The following is a 20,228-nucleotide window of genomic DNA, read 5'->3' as shown; positions in this document are numbered from 1 at the left end:
CAACGAAAATGGAAGCCGGGGGCGCGATTGCAGCCCCGGCCCCCGGTGCTTTATCAGGCTTCGAGCCAGACATATTCGGCAAATGCGTATCCCATCTGGCCGCCGAACGGGCTGGGTTCCAAACCCTTGAGCTTGGCTGTGGTGGCGTCGACATTCGATATATAGGCTGGAATGATGGTGCCGGCTTCCTGGGCGACCATGACCTGCATCTCATTGTAGATCGCCTTGCGCTTCTCCTGGTCGAGCGTACCGCGAGCCTCGATCAGCATCTTGTCGAACTTCTCCGACTTGTATTGGCTTTCATTCCACGGAGCGTCCGAGGTGTAGAGCAGGGAGAAGAGGATGTCAGGGGTCGGCCGTGGGTTGATATTGCCGAAGTGGATCGGCGCCTTGAGCCAGTAGTTGTCCCAGTAGCCGTCGGATGGCACGCGCTGGACATCGAGCTTCATGCCGATTTCAGCACCGGCGGCCTGGATGATCATCGCCATGTCGATCGACGAGCTCGCCGCGTCGGAAGCGATGATCGGAATTGATTGGCCGAGGACGCCTGCTTTTTCGAAGTGGAACTTCGCCTTCTCGGGATCGAAGTCCCGGGCTTTCAGGTCCGCATTATGATAGAAGTTTGCTGGTGAAACGGGTTGGTCGTTGCCAACCTCGCCGAGACCGCGCAACGCCGATTTGACGATCTGTTCGCGGTTGACGAGAGACTTCATGCCTTCGATGAAGTCCCGCTTGTTACCGGGCTCCATATCCAGCCGCATATTGAGGTTGGTATAGTTGCCGGAGGTCGTCTTCGACAATGTGAACCCGTCGCCCTGAGCCTCGATGAGGCGCATGGAGCGCGGATTGATCGTGGCTGCGAGGTGGATATCGCCCGCAAGCAGGGCGTTGACGCGGGCATTGTCGTCGCTGATCGCGAAATATTCGAAGGAATCGACGTTCGGGCCCGATTTCCAGTAGTTCTTGTTTTTGATCCCGACCGAGCGAACGCCGGGTTCGAAGACCTCCTTGACGAAAGCGCCGGTGCCATTCGCCTTCGAAAAGTCGGTCGTCCCGTCGGCAACGATCATGAAGTGATGGATCGACAGGATGGTCGGCAAGTCGGCATTTGCGCTGGCCAGCGTGATCTCGACGGTCTGTTTGTCGACCGCCTTGAAGCCCGTCATTTGGGCGGCGATCTTGGCGACCTTCGAACCGACGGAGGGGTCGAGATGGCGCTTCAGAGAGAAGACCACGTCGTCGGCGGTCAGCGGCTTGCCATCGTGAAATGTGACGCCGCTCTTCAGCTTCACCGTCCAGGTCTTCGCATCCTTGGAATCGATCGCCTCGGCAAGCTCCATCTGCGGCTTACCGCTTTTGTCGAGGATGGTAAGGCGGTTGTAGAAGGAGCAGCACCGAACATAGTCGGTGGAGAGCGACGCCTTGGCGGGGTCGAGCGTATCGGCAGTGGAGGACGACCAGCCGGCCGCCTTGAGCGCGCCGCCGGAAACGGGCGTCGCCGCAAGCGCCTTGCCGGCGCGGCCAAGCACGAGCCCGCCTGCGGACATGGCTACGCCGCCGGCGAGCATCATATGCAGCAGCTCGCGACGGGTCGCGCCATGACGGATGGCGGTTTCGACCATGGCGTCGTCGGAGCTGGTCCAATTGGTAATCTTGTTGTTCATCTCATTCCCCTTTTTTCTATGGCGGGCTGCCCGTTTCGGGCAGGCCCGATCCGGTTTTAAAGTCAGGCGCGTGCAGCAGCCACGGCATCTGTTAGGCCTGCCATGGACGTGAAATGGAAATCGGGTTTGGTGAACTCGACCGGCTCGATCGTTCCGCCGTAACCCTTTTGGGCTTGTCGCCGCTCGATCCAGCAATTGGCCAGCCCGAGTTCCCTGGAAATCCCGATATCGTGGTACTGGCTCTGGGCGACATGCAGGATGTCGTCCTTCGAATGGCCTTCCGAGGCAACGTAGGCGAAGACCGTCGCGAAGAACGCGGGATCGGGTTTTTCGGTGCCCGTATCGTCGGCCGTGAAGGCAGCATAAAACGGATTGCCGAGTTCCTTCTCGAACAAATTAAATGCCCAGCGGCGGGCATTGGTCATCGCAACGAGGCGGTAATCCTTCCCGAGTTTGGCCAGCGCTGCGGCGCTGTCAGCGAAACCCTTCCAGCTCTTCACAGAGTCCCGTAGTCGTTCGCCATATTTTCGATCAGCAGGCAGACCGAGCTTCGGTGCGATCGCGAGGTAAACGCGCACGAGGTCGTCGGGAAATAGGCCGGCATCCTCGGAGTAGCGGGCTGCGCGATAGAGGCTAAGCGCCTGCTCGCCATCCACCGTGCTTCCCACCTCGGCCGCGATCTCGGCGAAACAGGCCTTGATGCCGCCCTCGAAGTCGATGAGCGTACCGACGACGTCGAATGTCATGTATCTGAATTCCGGAAGGCTCTTGCTCACGTGAATTCCCCAGTGTTCGGCTCCAGCGGGAGCGCGGTTTCTCGAAGAAGAATATTCTGTTCCCGCAGGCAGGATCATTGTCCCGCTCTTATGTGGAAGGCCCCGCATTTGCCGGGATCCGAGCCCTTCACCGATATTAGTTTGTCACCTGCACTGCGCCGGAATCTCCTGAAAGGCGCTATATGGCGGCACAAAATACCGAATCTGCCCCTTTCGCGATATTCTCGCGCTTGCATCGCCGGTGCACATCCGATCGGTCACAGTCTCGTCCAGCGTGAAGCATGTGCGCCGGACGGAGCTTAGCGTTCCGGTGCAGCCGGTGGCAGTCTATCGATGAACGCCGTCGCGCCCGCTGAGAAAAGGAGGGTGCTTTCAGCCCAATCGAAGATGCCGCGACTGCCGATGTTCGCTGAGCGGCGCCAGCCCCGCATCAGTCGCGCATCGCTCTGATGCGGACTCAAGCCTGCGCCAACCCGGGATGAGCCGCAATATCGATCGAGATGAACTGATTGCGCTCAGGCTATCCTTGGGTATGCAGAAGTAGCGTGTGAAGCGGGTCGCAAACGATCGGTCGAGTCGCGTCTCGACCCGACGCCTAAGATGGCGCCTGGAGGGTGATGTGCCATAGCCGATTTCAAAGCCGCGCTGGCCAAGCGTAGAATTCGCGACAAGTCCAAGAATTTCTGCAAGCCCCGGCTTGGGGTATCCTGCATGCGCGGGACACACCTCAGTGCATCATCGCCAGCGCTGCCGCAAAGAAATCCTCGCCTCCAAAGTTTCCCGACTTCAACGCCAGAAGCATGTCGCCCTGGGTATTGCCGACCGTGCGCAGCACCGGCACGCCGGGCGCAATCTCCGGTCCGATCAGAAATGCCGGAATGGCGAGCCTGTCGACGGCTGCCCCCGAGGTTTCGCCGCCTGCGACCACGAGGCGCCGCACGCCTCTTGCCACCAGCTCGGCGGCGATGATCGATGTGGCGGTCTCGATCGCGTGGCCGGAGGCCTCTCGTCCATAAAGTGATTGCAGCCGAGACACGGTTTCGGGTGCGGCGCTCGCGGCGACCACGACGGGGCCGGCGGCGATGCGGTCTCCCGCCCAGGAAATCGCCGCGGCGATCTCATCCGGGCCGGCAAGCAGCCGCTCCGGGTCGAGCCGCAGGACGGGCATCGACCGTTCGGCGACGTCGAGCTGGCGCAGCGTTGCCTTGGAACAACTGCCGGCGACGATCGCTGAAAACCCGCCAACGGGGCGAATGGCATCCGCCGGCGCTGCACCGCCGGACGATATCCGACCGGAGCGGACGAGCGCGCGGGCAAGGCCGAGACCGAGGCCGGACGCACCGGTGGACACCGGCGTTTCGAGTGCGATCTCGCCGAGCGTTTCGAGATCCCGCTCGAAAATTGCATCGGCGATGGCGGCGGTGACGCCTGCATTGCGCAGGGCGTCGAGCCTCGCCTTGATGGCGCCGCGTCCGGCCGCAATGGCTGCCAGATCGATCAGCCCGACAGCGCCACGCGATTGTCGGGTGAGGACCCGCACGAGATTGGCATCGTGCATCGGATTGAGGGGATGGTCTTTGAGCGGACTTTCGTTCAAGGGCTGTCCGCCGACGAAGAGATGGCCAAGATAGACGGTGCGTCCCGTTTCCGGGAAAGCTGGTGTAACCAGCACGACGCCGCCGCCGGCCGCATCGTTCAACGCCTCTGTGACCGGACCGATATTGCCGGCATCGGTGGAATCGAAGGTCGAGCAGATCTTGTAAAGCACGTGACCCGCGCCGCGCCGGCGCAGCCATCGCTCGGCGCTGGTCGCGGCCGTCACGGCGTCCGAGGCCGGGACCGAGCGGATCTTCAGGGAAACGACGACGGCGTCGACATCCGGCAGCATGAGCGACGGATCGGGAATGCCGACCGTCTGTACCGTGCGCAGACCGTTCTTCGTCAGCGTGTTGGCGAGGTCGGAGGCGCCCGTATAGTCGTCAGCGATTGATCCGAGCAAAATAGCCATCGTCTAGCTCCGTGCAAAAGGTCTGAACCAGCCGAGGCCGTCCAGGGTGTGGCCGCGCGGGACGTATTCGCAGCCGATGAAACCGTCGTAACCCAGGCGGTCGATTTCGCTGAACAGATAGGGATAGTTCAGTTCCTCCCCGTCCGGCTCGTTGCGGGACGGCACGCTGGCAATCTGGATATGGCCGATGATCGGCAGCAGGCGTCGCAACGCCATCGTGACGTCGCCGTGGATGATTTGACGATGATAGATGTCGAACTGGAGTTTCAGGTTCGGCAGACCGCATTCGGCAATCAGGCTTTCCGCCGCGCCGAAGTCGCTGAGGAAATATCCCGGCATGTTTCGCCGGTTGATCGGCTCGAGCAGGAGATCGATGCCTCTTTCCGCGAGCCGTCCGGCAACGTAGGTGACGGAGCGCCGGTAAGAGGAGGAGGCGTCTTGGCCACCAGGGTCGGCGATGCCTGCCATCAGGTGCAGCCGCTTGACGCCGGTCGCCGCCGCATAGTCCAATGCCCGCTCGACATCCGCCTTCAGCGCATCGAACCGTCCGGGAAGAGCCGCGATGCCGCGCTCGCCTGCTGCCCAGTCGCCCGGCGGCAGGTTGAACAATGCCTGCTGCAGATTGTTGCGGGCAAGCCGTTCGGCGATTGCGTCCGGCGCCGCGTCGTAGGGAAAGAGATATTCGACGGCGGAGAAACCGGCATCGGCTGCGGCGTCGAAGCGATCGAGGAATGCCCATTCGTTGAACATCATCGTCAGGTTGGCGGCGAAAACCGGCATGATTGGAGTTCCTTTACAGGCTCTGCGGGTTTTTGGTGGAACCGGGCAATTCCGCGCCGGAAAGCTGGGCATAAAGCCGCGCGAGCGAGGAATCGTCGTCACGGCCCATGCCGGCGCCGGCGGCGGCCAGATACATTTGCAGGGCTGCTGCCGCGAGCGGCACCGGATAACGCTCGGAGCGGGCCATGTCTTGGACGATGCCAAGATCCTTGACGAAAATCTCGATGCTGCTGAGCGGCGTATAGTCTCCGGCCAGTACATGCGGCACGCGGTTTTCGAACATCCACGAATTGCCGGCCGAGGCCGTGATCACCTCATAGACCTTGTCGAGGTCGAGGCCTTGCTTGGCGGCAAACGTTATCGCTTCACAGGCGGCTGCGATGTGTACCCCAGCGAGAAGCTGGTTGATCATCTTGAAGGCCGCGCCCGCTCCGGCCGCATCGCCGAGTTCGTAGACCTTGCCGGCCATGGCGTCGAGACCCGGACGGGCGGTGTCGAAGGCCTGTCTGGAGCCGGACGCCATGATCGTCAGTTCGCCCAGCGCCGCCTTGGCCGCGCCGCCCGAAATCGGCGCGTCGAGATAGTGCAGGCCGAGAGCCTCGACCCGTTGTGCCAGATCGCGTGCGACCGCAGGATCCATGGTTGCCGACGAGATGAAAACGGCCCCGGGCTTCATCATCCTCGCGACGCCTTCGGGGCCGAACAACACGGCCTCGGTCTGCGCGCCGTTGACGACCACGGAGACGACGATGTTGGCGCCCTTCGCCGCGCCGGCTAGGGTCGCCGCGCCACGTCCGCCATCGGCGATGAAGCGGTCCACTGCCGCTTGCGTGATGTCATATCCAACGACATCGAGCCCCGCGCGCTTCATCGACCGGGCCATTCCGAGCCCCATGGAACCAAGGCCGATGACGGCCGCGACGACGGCAGGCCCCGAGTTTTCAGCAAATGGCGACATCAGGAGGTTCTCCAGTCCAGTGAGAAAAAGTCTGTGCTCCGCCGGGTGCAATCCCGGAGAGGCTTTAGAGCGCAGTGCGTCTGTAAGACGCGCCAAGGACACAGAGCCATGATTTTCTCCTCCGATTGTTGCCGCGGTCTCCTGTCGGTCCTCCCGCAGCACGCCAAGCCATTTGTGGCAGCGCTGCCATTTGCATTAGTCTATTTTGGCAGCGCTGCCAACACCAAATTGGTAGCGCTGCCAAAAAAACCTTGCTTCTTGGCAGGGGCAGTGAAAAATGGTGACAGCGCGGTGGTTGCCGGCCGACATCTAGCAGCCATCCCAAAAGCGTGAGTTCAGACATACCATGGAATTCAAACAGCAGGTGACGATAACGCTTGCCGAAGTCGCGGAAGCGGCCGGTGTTGGCGAGAGTACGGTGTCGCGTGTGCTGCGCAATCACGGCTCGTTTTCCGGCAAGACGCGAGAGCGGGTGATGGCCGCTGTCGAACGGTTGGGCTATGTGCCGAACCGGATCGCCGGGACGCTGGCCTCCACCGGTTCGCGTCTCGTTGCCTTCGTCATTCCCTCGCTGTCCAACATCGTCTTCCCCGATGTGCTGCGCGGCGCCAGCGCCGTCCTGGAGGAAAACCGTTATCAGGCGGTGTTCTCCGTCACCGACTATGATCAGGGCAAGGAGGAAGCGCTCGTCGCCGCGATGTTGGCCTGGCGGCCGGCGGCGGTCATGCTGGCCGGATACGAGCATACCGACGGGACAGTAAAGATGCTGCGCGCCAGCGGGTGCCGGGTCGTGGAACTGCTCGATCTGGACGGAGACGCGCTTGATATCGCGGTCGGCTTCTCGAACCGCGCGGCCGGGCGGGGGAGCGCTGCCTTCCTGCTTAAGCGGGGCTATCGCCGGATCGGCTATGTCGGTCACGACCTCAATCGTGATACCCGCGCCGGCAAGCGGTTTTCAAGCTTTTGCGAAACGCTCGAGGCCTCTGGCGCGCCCCTCGTCGCGCGCGAAATTCTCGCCGGCGCTTCGTCTGTGGAAAACGGCAGGCTGGGGCTGGAGCGGCTGCTTGGCCGGACGACCGATCTCGATGCGGTTTATTTCTCCAACGATGATATGGCGCTGGGCGGCTATTTTCACTGTCTGGCTGAGGGGATCTCTATCCCCTCGAAGCTCGCCATTTTCGGCTATAACGGCCTCGATATCGGCCGGGCGATACCGCAGCCCTTATCGACCATCCGAACACCGCGCGTGGCGACGGGAGAGATAGCCGCACAACTGGTCGTCGCCAACGCGCCGTCCCAGGCCGTCGATCTCGGTTTTGAACTGATCGAAGGAGCAACCGCGTAATATGGAGGAAGTGTCATGTCCGACGCGCGCCAGCGTGAAGAAATTTGCCGATACGGCCGCTCGCTGTTCGAGCGCGGACTGACGCCCGGATCTTCGGGCAACATATCGTTGCGGCTCGATGACGGTGGCTGGCTGGTCACGCCGACCAATGCCTCGCTCGGTTTTCTCGATCCGGCACGGATCTCCAGGCTCGACGCCGAAGGCCGGCTCTTGTCCGGCGACAAGCCGACCAAGGAAATTCCGCTGCACACTGCTCTCTACGATACACGCGGCAGCGCCCGCGCCATCGTCCATCTTCACTCCACCCACGCGGTGGCGCTGACCATGCTGCCGGAGATCGATCCGCGCGCCGCCCTGCCGCCGATGACGCCATATTATCTCATGCGCGCCGGTGAAACCGCTCTGGTGCCGTATTACCGTCCCGGCGATCCAGCGGTGGCCGACGCCATCCGCGGACTGGCGGGCAAGTATTCGTCGGTGCTTCTGGCCAACCACGGACCTGTCGTTGCCGGTGACAGTCTGGAGGCGGCGGTCTTTGCGACCGAGGAACTGGAGGAAACGGCGAAGCTCTATCTGCTGTTGCGCAATCTCAATCCCCGTTACCTCAGCCCCGGGCAGGTGACCGATTTGGTCGACACGTTTGGCCTCGACCTTCCTTCGCATCACGATCACGACGACCATTGAACGGCTAGAACAAGATTCTGAGTTTAGGGCGCGAAAACCGCTCACCCTTGTCGGTACTCTGCTCTAATCGAGCGCAGACAGCACCGATGCCGTGATCGCGTCCGTCTTGTCCTTGCCGGGAATTGCGCCGATGCCGCGTGCCGTCGTCGCCTCGATTGCGGCCATTACCTCTCCGGCAGCAGCCGTTTCTCCCAGATGCTCCAGCATCATTGCGCCCGACCAGATGGCGGCAATCGGATTGGCGTTGCCGAGATGGGCGATATCCGGCGCCGAGCCGTGCACCGGTTCGAACATCGACGGCGCCGAGCGATCGGGATTGATGTTGGCGGAGGCCGCGAAGCCGAGCCCGCCCTGGATGGCGGCGCCAAGGTCGGTCAGGATATCGCCGAACAAGTTGGACGCGACGACCACATCGAGGCTTTCCGGCGCCATGACCATGCGGGCGGCCATGGCGTCGATATGGTAGCTGGTCACCTCGACATCGGGATATTCAGCGGAAAGCCTGTGGGTGATCTCGTCCCAGAAAACCATCGAATATTTCTGCGCGTTGGACTTTGTCACCGAGGCAAGCTTGCCGCGGCGCGCACGGGCTTGTTCGAAACCGAACCTCAGGATGCGCTCGACCCCTTTGCGGGTGAAGATCGAGGTCTCCACTGCCACCTCGCTGTCGGTCCCCTGATGAACACGGCCACCGGCGCCGGAATATTCGCCTTCGGTATTTTCGCGAATGCAGAGGATGTCGAAGTTCTCCGACCGCAACGGTCCCTGCACACCCGGCAGCAGCCGGTGTGGGCGGATATTGGCATATTGCACGAAAGCCTTGCGGATCGGCAGCAGAAGCCCATGCAATGAAACGGAATCCGGCACTTTGCGAGGCCATCCGACCGCCCCGAGCAGGATGGCATCGAAGGATCTCAGCGTTTCGATGCCATTGCCGGGCATCATGCTGCCGTTCGCCAGATAGTAGTCGCAGGACCAGGGATAGCTGGTTGCATCAAGAGAAAATCCGTTCGATTGAGCTGCCTTTTCGAGTACGGCCCAGGTTGCTTCCGTCACGTCGTGGCCAATGCCATCTCCGGGCAGAAGGGCGATCTTGTAGGTCTTCATCGCAGGTCCTCATAGGCTGATGAGCACACGCTTGCTCTTGCTGTTGGCGAACTGGGCTTCGCGGCCGGGACCTTGCCGATCCCAGACGGCGTATTGCGGTCGCTCGGCAATGACTTTAGAGGGAGGCTCAGGCTTTATTTGCCGAAAGTGACCGAGATTTGGTCGATTGTTGTGTTTGCGCCGGCCTCGCCAGTGAATTGTATCGAGCGGCCTGTTCCGGTCCGGGCGGAAAAGTTTCCGAGCGCACGATACCGCCAATAAGGCTGCAGTGTCCCCGTTGAGGCCGGGCGGCTCAGATAATCGAACGCAGCCCGAGATAGGTCGCCAAACTGACGGCGGAGAGGGCAATCGTCAGCTTGGGCCTTGCATCGTCGAACATGGCCGCCAATAAAAGGCCGAGCATCACGATGACAAATTTTGCCCAAAGATCCTGATCGGAGACAGTGAAAGCGATTGTCGCCAGAAAGACGGCACTTGCGACGATTGTCACAGGGGCAGCTTTCTCGGCGAGATCGCCGCCTGGGAAATATGGTAGAAGGAAACGCCGCATGCTCAAGCCTGAAGCGACGCTCAAAAGAAGACAGGTCAAGACAAGGTGCAACATGGGGTCGTCGCCGATCGATCTGCAGATGGACTTGCAGATGCAAGCGCCATGCCAGCCGCAATCGCCGTACGGCAGGGCAGTGCCGCTGCTTAATGGCTATTTCCGCGGCGTAGCGATCCTTTTTTCGGCATTCGCCTGCTTGGTCGGTTCGCGGATGGCGTGACATTCAGTGGCGATCGCGTTGGGGATTGGAGCGTGGACGATGAGCCCTCAAAACAGGCCATCCGGATTTCCGGCTCGCTTTTTCGTCCGATGCCGAAACCGGCTTGAGCTGGGACAATGATTTTTATATAGAGAATTATCCTTCTCCTTAATTCTGGAACAGAGATCTTTCATTGGACCTTTCCTCGATCGAGATATTCCTCGCCGTTGCCGACGACCGCAGCGTTACCAAGGCCGCCAAGGCCGTCGGCCGGGTGCCATCGAATGTGACGACGCGCATCCGGCAATTGGAGGACGACCTCGGCGTTTCCCTGTTCAGCCGAGACGGCAAGAAGATGACGTTGACGCGGGAAGGCGAGACGTTTCTTGCCTATGCCAACCGGCTGATGGCGCTGGCACTCGAAGCGCGCCAGGCCGTTCGGCCTCTTGCCCCATCGGGGATATTGCGGGTCGGCACGATGGAGAGCACGGCGGCAAGCAGGCTGCCGGCGGCGCTGAGGCAGTTCAACCGGATGTGGCCTGATGTGTCGCTTCATCTGACGATGGGGGCGTCCCGCGATCTCGCCCGCGCCGTTGTGGCCGATGTGCTGGACTGCGCGCTGATTGCCCGCCCGCCCAAGATAATGCGCGGGGAAGACGTGGGTTTCGAGGCTGAACTCAAGGCGCTGGAGATGGAGCCGGTCTTTGTCGAAGATCTGTTGATCGTGCTGCCGTCCGGGCATCCCGCGGTCAAATCCGCTGCCGACCTGCGCGTCGGGTCGATTGCCGCTTTGGAGCCTGGCTGCACCTATCGCAGGATAGCCGAAAACTGGGCGCGCAAATCGAGCGCCCTGCCGACGAGCGAACTAGGCTCCTACCACGCGATCTTGGCGAGTGTGGCGACCGGGAATACGGCGGGTGTGATGCCGAGATCCGTTCTCGACCTCATGCACTGGCCGACGTCTGTTCAGACCCACCAGCTGGGGCTAGTCGAAACGCTGCTCGTCTACCGCAAGAATGATCGGCCGAGTGCGTTCAATGCATTCTATGAAGTCCTCAACGCGACAAAAGGCAGAGATATCAGGCTGGCAGCACACTAGCCCGCCCCTCTTCTTCTTCTTCTCTCAGTCCGCCAGATAATCCTCGCTTGAAAATTGGTGTTGTCATGCCGTATCCCGTTTCCCCGAAGGTGGGATTAAGCCGCCTCCGTCGCTTCCGGTTGTTTTCACCAATTCTGGCCGGCGCGACCTTACGAGAGCGTTTGATTGCATGTGTCGGCGCTTTGCTGGCCATTGGTTTTACCGGCGTCATCAGCGGTTATCTGTTCGGGCAGGGGCCGCATCTTCCCTTGATCGTCGCGCCGATGGGGGCGTCCGCGGTGCTGCTTTTCGCGGTGCCTGCAAGCCCGCTTGCGCAGCCTTGGTCGATCATCGGCGGCAATACGATTTCCGCCCTCATGGGAATCATTGCCGCCTACTTCATTCACGATCCGATCATCGCGACCGGTGTCGGCGTTTCGCTTGCCATCGGCGCGATGTCCTTTACGCGCTGCCTTCATCCGCCTGGCGGAGCGGCGGCGCTGACCGCGGTGCTCGGCGGTCCTGTCGTTGCCGGCTGGGGTTTCCTCTTTCCCTTCGTGCCCGTCGCTTTGAACTCCTGCATTCTCGTCGGCCTCGGCCTGCTGTTCCACAAGCTTTCCAAGCGGAATTATCCGCACGTCGTTCCGAAGCCGGCGGAGAACACCCATCAGACGATCGATCTGCCATCGGCCGTGCGGGTGGGTTTTCGTGAGGAGGATGTCGATGCCGCCCTCGAAGCGCTCGACGAAACCTTCGATGTCGATCGGGCGGACCTCGGCCGGCTGCTGCAACAGGTCGAGCTGCAGGCAGCCATCCGCTCCAACGACAAGATCAGTTGCGCGGATATCATGTCGCGTGACGTAATCGCTATTGGCGAAGCTGCAGAACCGGTTGCCGCGCGGCATCTTCTCTTGAAGCACAATATTCGTACCCTGCCGGTGAAAGATCCAGAGGGTCGCCTCATCGGCACCGTCGGCTTGCGGGAATTATCCGAAGGTACGGAGACCATCGCGCGCGCGATCTCGAGGCCGGCGGTAGCGAGACCTTCGGATGCCGCTTTGTCGCTATTGCCCGTTCTGAGCGACGGCCGTACGCATGCCGTCATCATTGTCGATGACGATTACCGCATCCTTGGCCTGATATCGCAGACGGATCTCTTAAGCGCAGTGGCGCGGCTGCTACCGAAGGACAGCGCCCCGATCCCGGCCGTGGCCTGGGTGGCGGCGCAAACCGGCTGCTATCGGGCAGCACAGTTGGAGGATAGCCGGTGCTGATCGAGCGCGATCCGAATGGGAATTTCATTTTGGAATCAACAGAACTGGCGGAACGGTTCGGGCTGTCGCTGGCCGACCTGCGCCGTCACATGCGGCATGGCTCCGTTGTCAGCACCGTGGAAATCGGCACCGCTGAACATGAGGGCACCAGGCGGGTATCGGTTCGGCTCGGCAACAGGCTTTGGCGAGCCGTTCTGAATGATGAAAATGAAGTGCAGCAGGAGCAAATGACCGTTCTTCGGGGAAAACCCTCTGGACGGCACCCGCGCTGACACCGGTATGCATCGTGCGTGACGCGTAGATGTCGGACCGCGTCACGTATCCGACCTGTTTCACCGCGTTCGCCTGTCGTAACAGTCATGCACGCCTTCAGGGAACCGATCATCGACTCCGGCGTTCGAAATAAAGACGATAGTTGAGTTGCCCCCGGCCCAGGCGAATGGTGCCGTGTTGAAAGGCGAGTTCAAGCTGCGCTCAGGCTCGAATCCACATTTCAGCGCTATTAGCTCCCGGTGATCGAGGCTCGATGAGCTCGGTTACTGACCCATGTCTTTTGGCCGATGTCTTTTGGCCGATGTCTTTTTGACACACGTTTTTGGAGTGAGTGATATGGAAGAGAAGACCAACATAATCAAAGACCTCAGCATTGAGGAACGCGAGGAAATCTTCGTCGATATCGCTCGTACGCTGGAAGACACGGCACGTGAGGCCTTGTCGAGGGCGATGCGCAGTTTGCAGAACTTTCCATCAACATGGCGGAAGCGATCCGGGTCAACGCCGATGAACTGGCCCGTGACGATCCCGAGAATGCCGAGCGCGTGCTGCTCCAGGCCACGGCGATGATCTCGCAGTTCGAGGCTGTGCATCCCTATCGGATGGTGAGCATGGCCGTTCATTGATGGCCGGATTACCAGCCGTGTGCTCCTGCTCGATCATCCGCTCAAATCATTGCCAATAGGCGGGAACTCTCGCTACCCGCGAGGGTTATCGGATTGCAACATCCTTTGAATGAATGGGAGGACAAGTGGTATGGTATCCAGATCCGCAGTGCCGCCGGAAAGCGGCACTGACGACGCGCGCTCCGCCGATACGCAGCAGGCCGCGAACGATCGTCGCAGGACATTGGAGAGTGCCCGCAGCAATATAAGCGCGGTGATAGACGAAGACAGCGACACCGAAACCCCAAGCCTGAAGCTTGCGAAGAAATATCTCAGGCTTGGCGGTCGCCGCCGGTCAAAAATTGACGACAACATCACCGATGTCCGCCAGTGGGATGAGGATCCGCCGGAGGCTGAGCGTTTCTGGAAGGAAAGGGTGGAGACCCTTTCAAAGGATGAGCGCAAACAGGTAGAGGATTTTCTTCCTACCATAAACACGCCCTAAGCGGCAGTCCGGCCGTATATTCGAACGGCTCACTCGAATGCGCTCGGAGGAAGTCATGGCTACAGACAAGCACGAGCAGATACGTCGCCGCGCCTACGAAATCTGGGAGGCCGAGGGCCGGCCGGATGGCGCGGACCAGCGCCATTGGCTGCAAGCCTGCGATGAACTGGCCGGCGAGGATGAGCACGAGACACTGCAAGACCTGCTCGATGAAGACGACAGGGATGATGCGGCGCTGCTTCAAGGCGCCGGTGAGAGCGGCGATCTCGATCGGCAACCACCTAAGCCCGGCCGGGCCGCCGAGACTACCATGCCTGATATCGAGATGACGACAGGCGAAAAGCCGTCTCAGCGGAAGATCAGGAAGGCCGAAGGGCCGTAATTCCATGCAGCATCTCGACCACGCCATCCAAATCGCTCTCGAGGCGCATGAAGGGCAGGCTGATAAGACCGACCGGCCGTTCTTCGAGCACTGCCAGCGGGTAGCGCTTCTGGTTTCCGGCGACGAGACGCGAACGGTCGCCTACCTTCACGACGTCGTCGAGAAGGGAAGTGGGTGGACGCTCGACAGGCTGAGGGAGGAAGGCTTTCCGCCGGGGATTATCTCCGCGGTGGATGCTTTGACGCGGCGGACGGACGAGCCGGATGACGACTTCGTCAGACGTGCGGCATCAAACCCGCTGGCCCTGCCGGTCAAACAGGCCGACCTCGAAGACAATCTCAGTCAAGCCGAACAGGCCGGCAAGAACGCGGAAAAATACCAGCGCGGCCTGGATCTCTTGCGCGAGCTGAAGAGCAGGTAATAAATTCGCCCGGTTCGCTGGCAATTGCCACCCAGCTCGGCAATCGGCGGTAGCGAATGATCGCTCACGTCAGCCATGCGACAGAACGGGCCCGCGGCTTGTGTCCGCGAGTGCCAACGTCCCGAAGTCTTCAATCCATTTCACGTTTTGTTGGTAAACCACACCGTCGGGGCGCCGAGCACGCCTCCCGTGCGCATCGCCGTTTTCAGCTCGTCAAGCTTGCTGAATGCCTGAGCCGCTTCCAGCGTGGCAAACTCGTGGGTGACGGTAATATCGTTCGGATTGTCGATCGCGCGATAAACGGCTTGCGCCATCACCCCGTTGGCCTTCTGCACCGGAGAAAACCCATCATATATCTTGCGCCAGGCGGCGTAGTCGGAGACCTCGTGCCGCACGAATAATGTCGTCATATCATCCTCCCGCGTTGAATTTTTCAGGTTTGGTCGGGACGCGTGTTATGATTGAACGAGGAGCACCAGACTCTCGGGCAAGACGCCGTCATGCGCCATCGCGTCGGCAGCTGCCTTGGTCTGCATGAAGGCCATCAACTTTTCCATATCGGCGACGTCCATGACCAGGCCGACGCGGTTAGACGTTTGGGGGTCTATAAACGTGCGAATGTTCGTGACGCCGATCGGTTCGAATACCTGTTTACGCATAGGTGAAGCGAGCCAGTGTTTTGTGTCTTTTACATTGTGATAGGCCATTATTGTAGGCATTGCCTTCTCCTCTGGCATTGGAAAATGAAAGCCGAGTACATCACTACGCTTACTGAGTTTCATTTCAACAATATTGCGTTGAATGGCCGTTTGCGATCGCTGCATCAAAAATATAAATATAATTATCCGGAGTAATCCGAATATACTATGGTCGGCAGCGGGTTTGACTGTTGCGTTAGTTTTCCGAGAATGGCTTGTGGTAGTTCCGGGGTCCGCGACCGCAGCCACGCGTGAGATGGCAGAGGTTCAGAATGATCGAACGCGAACCATTTAATCTCAAAGCCTATGTGCAAGGCATCGGAACAAGGCCATGCTTTATCTGCGGCTTGGTCGAGGATGACCCGGCCTTCTTTCATCATCGCGTTTATGACGACGACGAGACCATCATTTTCCTGAGCAAATATCCCACTCTGCCCGGCTATTGCCTTGTCTGTCCGAAGGAGCACCGTGAGGATCTGGCGCGAGACATATCGGCAGACGAATATCTGCGACTACAGGAGAAGGTTCACATTTTGTCGCGTGCCCTCAAAAGGGTGTTCGATGCCGAGCGAATTTATGTGCTTTCGCTCGGCAGTCAGCAAGCCAATAGCCATTTACATTTTCACGTCGTTCCCTTGCCTTCGGGCGTCCCGCTTGAGGAGCAGCAATACCACGCGTTGATGGCCGAACACGGCGTTCTGCAGATACCCGATGATCAAATGGCGGAACTGGCGCAGCGGATCGCTGAAGCGTACTATTCCGAGCGGACTAATCACAGTTAGCCTTACGACGCTCGAGTGGTCCAAGGATGGTGATGCCTTCGCTATGTGCGGCGTCCGCCATCTTTCGGTCGGCCGTCGCCAGAGGCAGGCCCTGTGTTTTCCCCAGGGCGACGTAACTCGCGTCATATCCCGTCAGCCCGTAGTGGCTCGCCGGCGGGATTTGCAGCTACATCCACAGAGCAAAGGCCGGCACACGCACGCCTTTCTCACGGAAGCACCGCTCCAGCTCGTCAAGATCCGGACCAGCCGGCGGATTGCCCAGCGCCTTTGTCCAGTTTTCGCGGCTCGGCAAAGCCATTGCCGCGGTTGCCAGCAAGGTGGTTCCCGGACTGATTTCGTCGCGTAGCTGCGGCAGCAGGGTCTTGGCGTGGATGAGGTTGGTATTCGGGATCGGGCTCATCGCATGGCCGGCCCTCGGATCGGGCGATAGATCCACGATGGCGCTGACGTCCGTCTGGCCGTACCAGATAGCCCGGCCTTTCGCCTGTTCGGATCGGTCGGCATTGAAATCCGCGCGTTCGATCGCAAAGCCGCCCTCGATGGTGCTCAGTGCCCGCGGCGTGGCGATGCGGTGAATGCGAATGTGCCAGGGGTTTTCGGGGATGAGCCAGGTCTCGACGGTGACATCGCTCCAAGGGTGCCAGCGCGAATAGAGCCGATCGCCAGATATCAGCGCCTCCTCGAGGGTTTCCCGCATGCGGAAGTGGACGCCGTCGTCGGAGAGGCCGAGCATGCCGTCGAAGCTTGCGGCCGAAAAATTCCGGTCGTCGGCTTCGATGTTGAAGGCGTAGCGGGTGGAATAGACGAATTTCGAATATTTCTCGTTTGCGCCGCGCATCTTGTCGTGCTGCTGGCCGGAGGAGAGCACGACGACGTTTCCCGGTGTGTGCATGGCGACCATTCCCGCTTGCTTCAACGCAACCGGCTCCGAAAATTCCGGCTGCGGCGCTTCCTCGGCGGTCCAGAATGGATGATCCCCCGCAAGTGCGAGCGGCAGGAAGAATTTCAACGCCCAATAGGGCGAGCCGGGCGAGTTGTAGCTCTCGCTCATCAGCAGGTTCGGATAGCCATAGCCGATGGAGAGAACGCCGTCTCGCTCCGCAATCGGCATGGCTGACCACCAACGGATATGGCGCATGTAGTAGCCCTTGATCTCAGCCCAGGGCAACGCTTCGACGCCGGCAAAGGCAAGTGCGCCCCAGAAGCCACCGGCCGCGAAGCGGTAGGTCTGGCTACGGCCGAAGGCAAGTGCGGCGCCATCGGGGCCGAACCAATGGCGGATATCCCCGGCGAAGGTCCGGGCGCGATCGCGGAAGCGGTCCTTACGCGCCTCGTCGCCACGCGCCAGCACGGCATAGATCAGGCCGTAAAAATGCATGGCGAAGGGGATGTAATGATCGACCCGCCGCACAGGCCCGTCGCGATACCAGCCTTCGCCGAGATCGAAAGTCTCGAGTTCGTCGAGATAGGTCAGGGTTTTCCCACGGTCGAACGCAACACCCACGCGCTCCAGCCCGAGATCGATGAGGACGCGGAAGAATTTCCAGTTGTTGTCGATGAATTCGAGATCTCGTGCCGCGACGAGATAGGCGGCGACCGTCTTCTTCTGGCTATCGCTCAACGGCTCCCAAATATGTTCAGGCACCAGCGCCAATGCGAAGCCGACGGCAGCCAGCTCGACCAGCCGCTGATTGCGGTCGGCAAGATCGCCCCAATATTCGGGATGATTAGGATTGGTCCCATTAGACAGTCCGCGCCGATAGAGATCCCAATGCGGGAAATGGCTGCCGCCGGCCGCGAGCGGGACAATGCCCCACAGTGGCCGCGCAAATCCTTCGAGATCCGCCGCTGCCCGGTCGAAGATCGCGCCGGTAGCACCGAGGCGCACACGGGCGCCGCCTTCGGAAAAATAGGGCAGAAGCGGTGCGAAGAGGTCGATGACGGCCTTCGCCAGGTCGTCGCGCGTCTTCAGAGGATTGCCGGAAAGCGGGTTGGCCGCGGTGGGATCATATATCATCGTCAGCTCGGAAATTTCCTGAAACAGGATTGGCCGCGGGCCATGTCCTGGTCCGCGGCCGTCGGCATCTCATGAAGTCTACTTGATGGCCTTCACGCCTTCGGTCATTTCCTTCAAGCCGTCGTCGACGGAGGTGTTGTCGGTCATCATCGCGTCATGGACGCGGTTGAGCACGACCTCGATCTTGGCAGCGTTCGGGTTGACCGCCATCTCCAGATAGGCTTTCGACGGTATCAGAGCCTCCTTGCTGGCCGCGTCCTCAGGGAAACCTGGCGTTGCGGCGATCTTTGCGCTGACGTCAGCGGTCTTAAGCGCCGGGAAGGTGCCCGTCGATGCTATGACTGCAGCGCCCTCGGGACCGGTGACGAACTTGATGAAATCGAGCGCGGCAGCCTTGTGGTCGGAATTGGCGTTGACTGCGAGGCCGGAGATCTGGGCAGCCGTGGTGCCGGCCGCTACGCCGTCCGGATGCGGAAACTTCACGATGCCCCAGTTCTTGCTCTTCGATTCACCCGATTTCACCTTGGCGATCTGGGTGCCGACGAACCAGGTTCCCATCGGCAGCATGCCGATCGTACCGTTGAAGAAGAGCGCCGAATAGTGCGTGTTCGATGTCTTCAGGAAGGCGTAGGAAGGAATGGCCCCATCTTTCTGCAGGGTGAGCGCTCGCTCGTACCAAGGCTTCAGGAAGGCGTAGTTGCCATCGACGAGCGTGTGTTTCCCGTCGAGGATGCCGGGCAGCTGAACGGTCGAACGCCAGGTATGCAAGAGCGCGCCATAGGTCTTGTTGGCGCCCATGCCGCCCGAAAGCTTCTCGGCGGTTGCGTCGAACTGCGCCCAGGTCATGTCATTGGTGGGGTAGGGAACGCCTGATTTGTCGAAGACGTCCTTGTTGTAATAGACGATCCAGAAGTCGGAGCGGAACGGCAGGGAATAGATCTTACCGTCGATGGTCAGTTCCTCGAGCAGGCCGCCATAGGGAGTTGGATCGATTTTCTGCTCGGTCACGAAGCTGCTGAGATCGGCGATATTGCCGGCACGCACCAGATTGGTGTAGCCCGGTACGTCCTTGATGGTGACGATGTCGATATCCTTAGAGCCACCGGTCAGCTGCGTCGAAATCATCTGCTGGTAGTCCTGCGAACCGAGATCCATCGGCTCGAATTTCACGTTCGGATGCTTGGCCTGATAGGCCTCGATCAGCGGCTTGTAATAGGCGGTCTTGTCCCAGTCCCACAAAGCCCATTTCAACGTCACCGCGTCCTGGGCAAGCGCTACGCCGGCCGTTGCCGCTGCCAGCGTGAAACCTGCTACGGCAAGTTTCATCGTCCTCCCGAGTTTATCCAAATACATTGCTGTTCTCCTTCCCTGGATCGTTTCTGAATCAGATATCTTATGAAGCGTCTTGTGCATGCGGTTTACGGTGCGGCTGCGTCGCCTCTGGCAAGTCCAGCACCAACACCGCCGCCCGATGGACGCCGAATGCGACGGCGAACATTCCGAGTGAAAAATTGACGGTTGCCGGCATGAAGGCGGAAACCGGATAGAAGAGGATATGCGCCAGCCACAGTGTGGCGACGAAGGTAAGCGCTGCAAGCGCCGGGAACGGACGGAGGACGGAGGCGAGCGCAGCCAACCGCAGCAGCCGGAGAGCCGGCAGATCGCGCATCACCATCAAAACGATGAGGTGACAGGCGAAAACCGCGACGAAGGCGGCGGCGGCGAGCGCGATCGTCAGCGGTGCGGCGAGCAACAGGTCATCCCGCGCGCCGGCGGCATAGGTCATGATCGCATGGATGCAGATCGCAAGAGCGCCCGTCAGTGCCAGGCCCCAGGCGGTGGCGCGCCAGAAGTAGCGCAGAAAAGCTTCGGTGAACTCTCTGAGGAGATAGGTGTTGCGATCCTCCACGAAGGCCACCGAGACGCGGGCCATGGCGGCGAGCGCGGCCGGCAGCGTTACGACGAAGAGCGAAGCCAGGATGAACAGGACGTTCAGCTTGACCATCTCCCACCATTCGCGGGCGAGGATCTCGGCAAACAAGGCAAGACCGGTCCGCTTCGGAGCATCCTTTCGAATGCCCGGCCCCTCCCTCGTCCACATGTCCCGCAACCGCTGCATAGCCTT

The 20,228-nt window shown here is 60.5% G+C and carries 23 protein-coding genes and 1 pseudogene; 12 read left to right on the top strand and 12 right to left on the bottom strand.

The genetic code is table 11. From position 1 onward, the window contains the following. Nucleotides 1-53: 53 nt before the first annotated feature. From HJB89_RS07250 to ltnD, 5 genes are all read right to left on the bottom strand, one after another. On the bottom strand, nt 54-1,664 hold the full coding sequence (locus tag HJB89_RS07250) for an ABC transporter substrate-binding protein (RefSeq protein WP_221115149.1): 1,611 nt from the start codon (nt 1,662-1,664) through the stop codon (nt 54-56). A gap of 62 nt (nt 1,665-1,726) precedes the next feature. After that, the gene (locus tag HJB89_RS07245) at nt 1,727-2,440 is read right to left on the bottom strand and encodes an HAD-IA family hydrolase (RefSeq protein ID WP_221115148.1); all 714 of its coding nucleotides are present in this window, start codon (nt 2,438-2,440) and stop codon (nt 1,727-1,729) included. 727 nt (nt 2,441-3,167) lie between these two features. After that, the gene (otnK, locus tag HJB89_RS07240; RefSeq protein WP_207584637.1) at nt 3,168-4,448 is read right to left on the bottom strand and encodes a 3-oxo-tetronate kinase; all 1,281 of its coding nucleotides are present in this window, start codon (nt 4,446-4,448) and stop codon (nt 3,168-3,170) included. A 3-nt stretch (nt 4,449-4,451) separates the two neighbouring features. Next, a complete protein-coding gene (otnI, locus tag HJB89_RS07235; RefSeq protein WP_221149398.1) occupies nt 4,452-5,228 on the bottom strand; it encodes a 2-oxo-tetronate isomerase in 777 nt (258 codons plus the stop codon). A 13-nt stretch (nt 5,229-5,241) separates the two neighbouring features. After that, nucleotides 5,242-6,186, bottom strand: a complete 945-nt coding sequence (gene ltnD / locus HJB89_RS07230; protein ID WP_221132530.1) for an L-threonate dehydrogenase — start codon at nt 6,184-6,186, stop codon at nt 5,242-5,244. 108 nt (nt 6,187-6,294) lie between these two features. Between ltnD and HJB89_RS07225 the strand changes: the two genes are divergently transcribed. The 3 genes from HJB89_RS07225 to HJB89_RS07215 are packed head-to-tail and all read left to right on the top strand — an operon-like array spanning nt 6,295 to nt 8,215. Next, on the top strand, nt 6,295-6,519 hold the full coding sequence (locus HJB89_RS07225; protein WP_207584640.1) for a hypothetical protein: 225 nt from the start codon (nt 6,295-6,297) through the stop codon (nt 6,517-6,519). A gap of 13 nt (nt 6,520-6,532) precedes the next feature. Further along, complete coding sequence (locus HJB89_RS07220; protein WP_221149396.1) at nt 6,533-7,531, top strand: LacI family DNA-binding transcriptional regulator; 999 nt, start codon at nt 6,533-6,535, stop codon at nt 7,529-7,531. Between the two features lie 15 nt (nt 7,532-7,546). Further along, on the top strand, nt 7,547-8,215 hold the full coding sequence (locus HJB89_RS07215; protein ID WP_207584642.1) for an aldolase: 669 nt from the start codon (nt 7,547-7,549) through the stop codon (nt 8,213-8,215). Nucleotides 8,216-8,278: 63 nt separating this feature from the next. Here the strand turns inward: HJB89_RS07215 and HJB89_RS07210 are convergent, their stop codons facing one another. Together HJB89_RS07210 and HJB89_RS07205 are read right to left on the bottom strand one after the other, a co-directional pair. Continuing rightward, a complete protein-coding gene (locus tag HJB89_RS07210) occupies nt 8,279-9,322 on the bottom strand; it encodes a tartrate dehydrogenase (RefSeq protein ID WP_207584643.1) in 1,044 nt (347 codons plus the stop codon). Between the two features lie 292 nt (nt 9,323-9,614). Beyond that, nucleotides 9,615-9,926 carry a hypothetical protein gene (locus HJB89_RS07205; protein WP_207584644.1) on the bottom strand — a complete coding sequence of 104 codons (312 nt, stop codon included), beginning with the start codon at nt 9,924-9,926 and terminating at the stop codon, nt 9,615-9,617. On the opposite strand from HJB89_RS07205, the gene HJB89_RS07200 reads away from it, so the two are divergent. From HJB89_RS07200 to HJB89_RS07165, 8 genes and pseudogenes are all read left to right on the top strand, one after another. Beyond that, complete coding sequence (locus HJB89_RS07200) at nt 9,871-10,089, top strand: hypothetical protein (RefSeq protein WP_207585205.1); 219 nt, start codon at nt 9,871-9,873, stop codon at nt 10,087-10,089. The genes HJB89_RS07205 and HJB89_RS07200 overlap by 56 nt on opposite strands. A gap of 172 nt (nt 10,090-10,261) precedes the next feature. Next, nucleotides 10,262-11,167 carry a LysR family transcriptional regulator gene (locus HJB89_RS07195; RefSeq protein WP_221149393.1) on the top strand — a complete coding sequence of 302 codons (906 nt, stop codon included), beginning with the start codon at nt 10,262-10,264 and terminating at the stop codon, nt 11,165-11,167. Nucleotides 11,168-11,232: 65 nt separating this feature from the next. Then, nucleotides 11,233-12,420, top strand: coding sequence for an HPP family protein (locus HJB89_RS07190; protein WP_221149391.1), 1,188 nt, complete (start codon nt 11,233-11,235; stop codon nt 12,418-12,420). Continuing rightward, nucleotides 12,414-12,692, top strand: a complete 279-nt coding sequence (locus HJB89_RS07185; protein ID WP_207584647.1) for a DUF6522 family protein — start codon at nt 12,414-12,416, stop codon at nt 12,690-12,692. The genes HJB89_RS07190 and HJB89_RS07185 overlap by 7 nt, the downstream gene beginning before the upstream one ends. 337 nt (nt 12,693-13,029) lie before the next feature. After that, nucleotides 13,030-13,319: pseudogene (locus tag HJB89_RS07180) on the top strand (hypothetical protein). A 130-nt stretch (nt 13,320-13,449) separates the two neighbouring features. Further along, the gene (locus tag HJB89_RS07175; protein ID WP_221149390.1) at nt 13,450-13,803 is read left to right on the top strand and encodes a hypothetical protein; all 354 of its coding nucleotides are present in this window, start codon (nt 13,450-13,452) and stop codon (nt 13,801-13,803) included. A gap of 55 nt (nt 13,804-13,858) precedes the next feature. Further along, complete coding sequence (locus tag HJB89_RS07170) at nt 13,859-14,185, top strand: DUF2934 domain-containing protein (RefSeq protein WP_207584650.1); 327 nt, start codon at nt 13,859-13,861, stop codon at nt 14,183-14,185. Nucleotides 14,186-14,189: 4 nt separating this feature from the next. Further along, nucleotides 14,190-14,606 carry an HD domain-containing protein gene (locus HJB89_RS07165; RefSeq protein ID WP_207584651.1) on the top strand — a complete coding sequence of 139 codons (417 nt, stop codon included), beginning with the start codon at nt 14,190-14,192 and terminating at the stop codon, nt 14,604-14,606. 140 nt (nt 14,607-14,746) lie between these two features. Here the strand turns inward: HJB89_RS07165 and HJB89_RS07160 are convergent, their stop codons facing one another. Together HJB89_RS07160 and HJB89_RS07155 are read right to left on the bottom strand one after the other, a co-directional pair. After that, a complete protein-coding gene (locus tag HJB89_RS07160; protein ID WP_207584652.1) occupies nt 14,747-15,016 on the bottom strand; it encodes a cyclase in 270 nt (89 codons plus the stop codon). A gap of 45 nt (nt 15,017-15,061) precedes the next feature. Then, complete coding sequence (locus tag HJB89_RS07155; protein WP_207584653.1) at nt 15,062-15,325, bottom strand: hypothetical protein; 264 nt, start codon at nt 15,323-15,325, stop codon at nt 15,062-15,064. Between the two features lie 251 nt (nt 15,326-15,576). Here HJB89_RS07155 and HJB89_RS07150 point away from each other — a divergent pair, with 251 nt between their 5' ends. After that, nucleotides 15,577-16,086 carry an HIT family protein gene (locus tag HJB89_RS07150; RefSeq protein ID WP_207584654.1) on the top strand — a complete coding sequence of 170 codons (510 nt, stop codon included), beginning with the start codon at nt 15,577-15,579 and terminating at the stop codon, nt 16,084-16,086. 166 nt (nt 16,087-16,252) lie between these two features. Here HJB89_RS07150 and HJB89_RS07145 read toward each other — a convergent pair whose 3' ends face one another. The 3 genes from HJB89_RS07145 to HJB89_RS07135 form a co-directional block, all read right to left on the bottom strand. Beyond that, entirely contained in the window at nt 16,253-18,103 is a 1,851-nt protein-coding gene (locus HJB89_RS07145; protein ID WP_207584655.1) for a DUF2264 domain-containing protein, read from the bottom strand. A gap of 78 nt (nt 18,104-18,181) precedes the next feature. After that, complete coding sequence (locus HJB89_RS07140; protein ID WP_221115120.1) at nt 18,182-19,456, bottom strand: sugar ABC transporter substrate-binding protein; 1,275 nt, start codon at nt 19,454-19,456, stop codon at nt 18,182-18,184. Between the two features lie 40 nt (nt 19,457-19,496). Then, on the bottom strand, nt 19,497-20,222 hold the full coding sequence (locus HJB89_RS07135) for a YesL family protein (RefSeq protein WP_207584657.1): 726 nt from the start codon (nt 20,220-20,222) through the stop codon (nt 19,497-19,499). Between the last annotated feature and the right edge of the window lie 6 nt (nt 20,223-20,228).

Source organism: Rhizobium sp. NZLR8, assembly GCF_019685025.1.
In the GTDB taxonomy this organism is placed as follows: Bacteria; Pseudomonadota; Alphaproteobacteria; order Rhizobiales; family Rhizobiaceae; genus Rhizobium.
The sequence above is the reverse complement of the archived record's forward strand: the minus strand, read 5'-3'. Positions and strand labels throughout refer to the sequence as shown.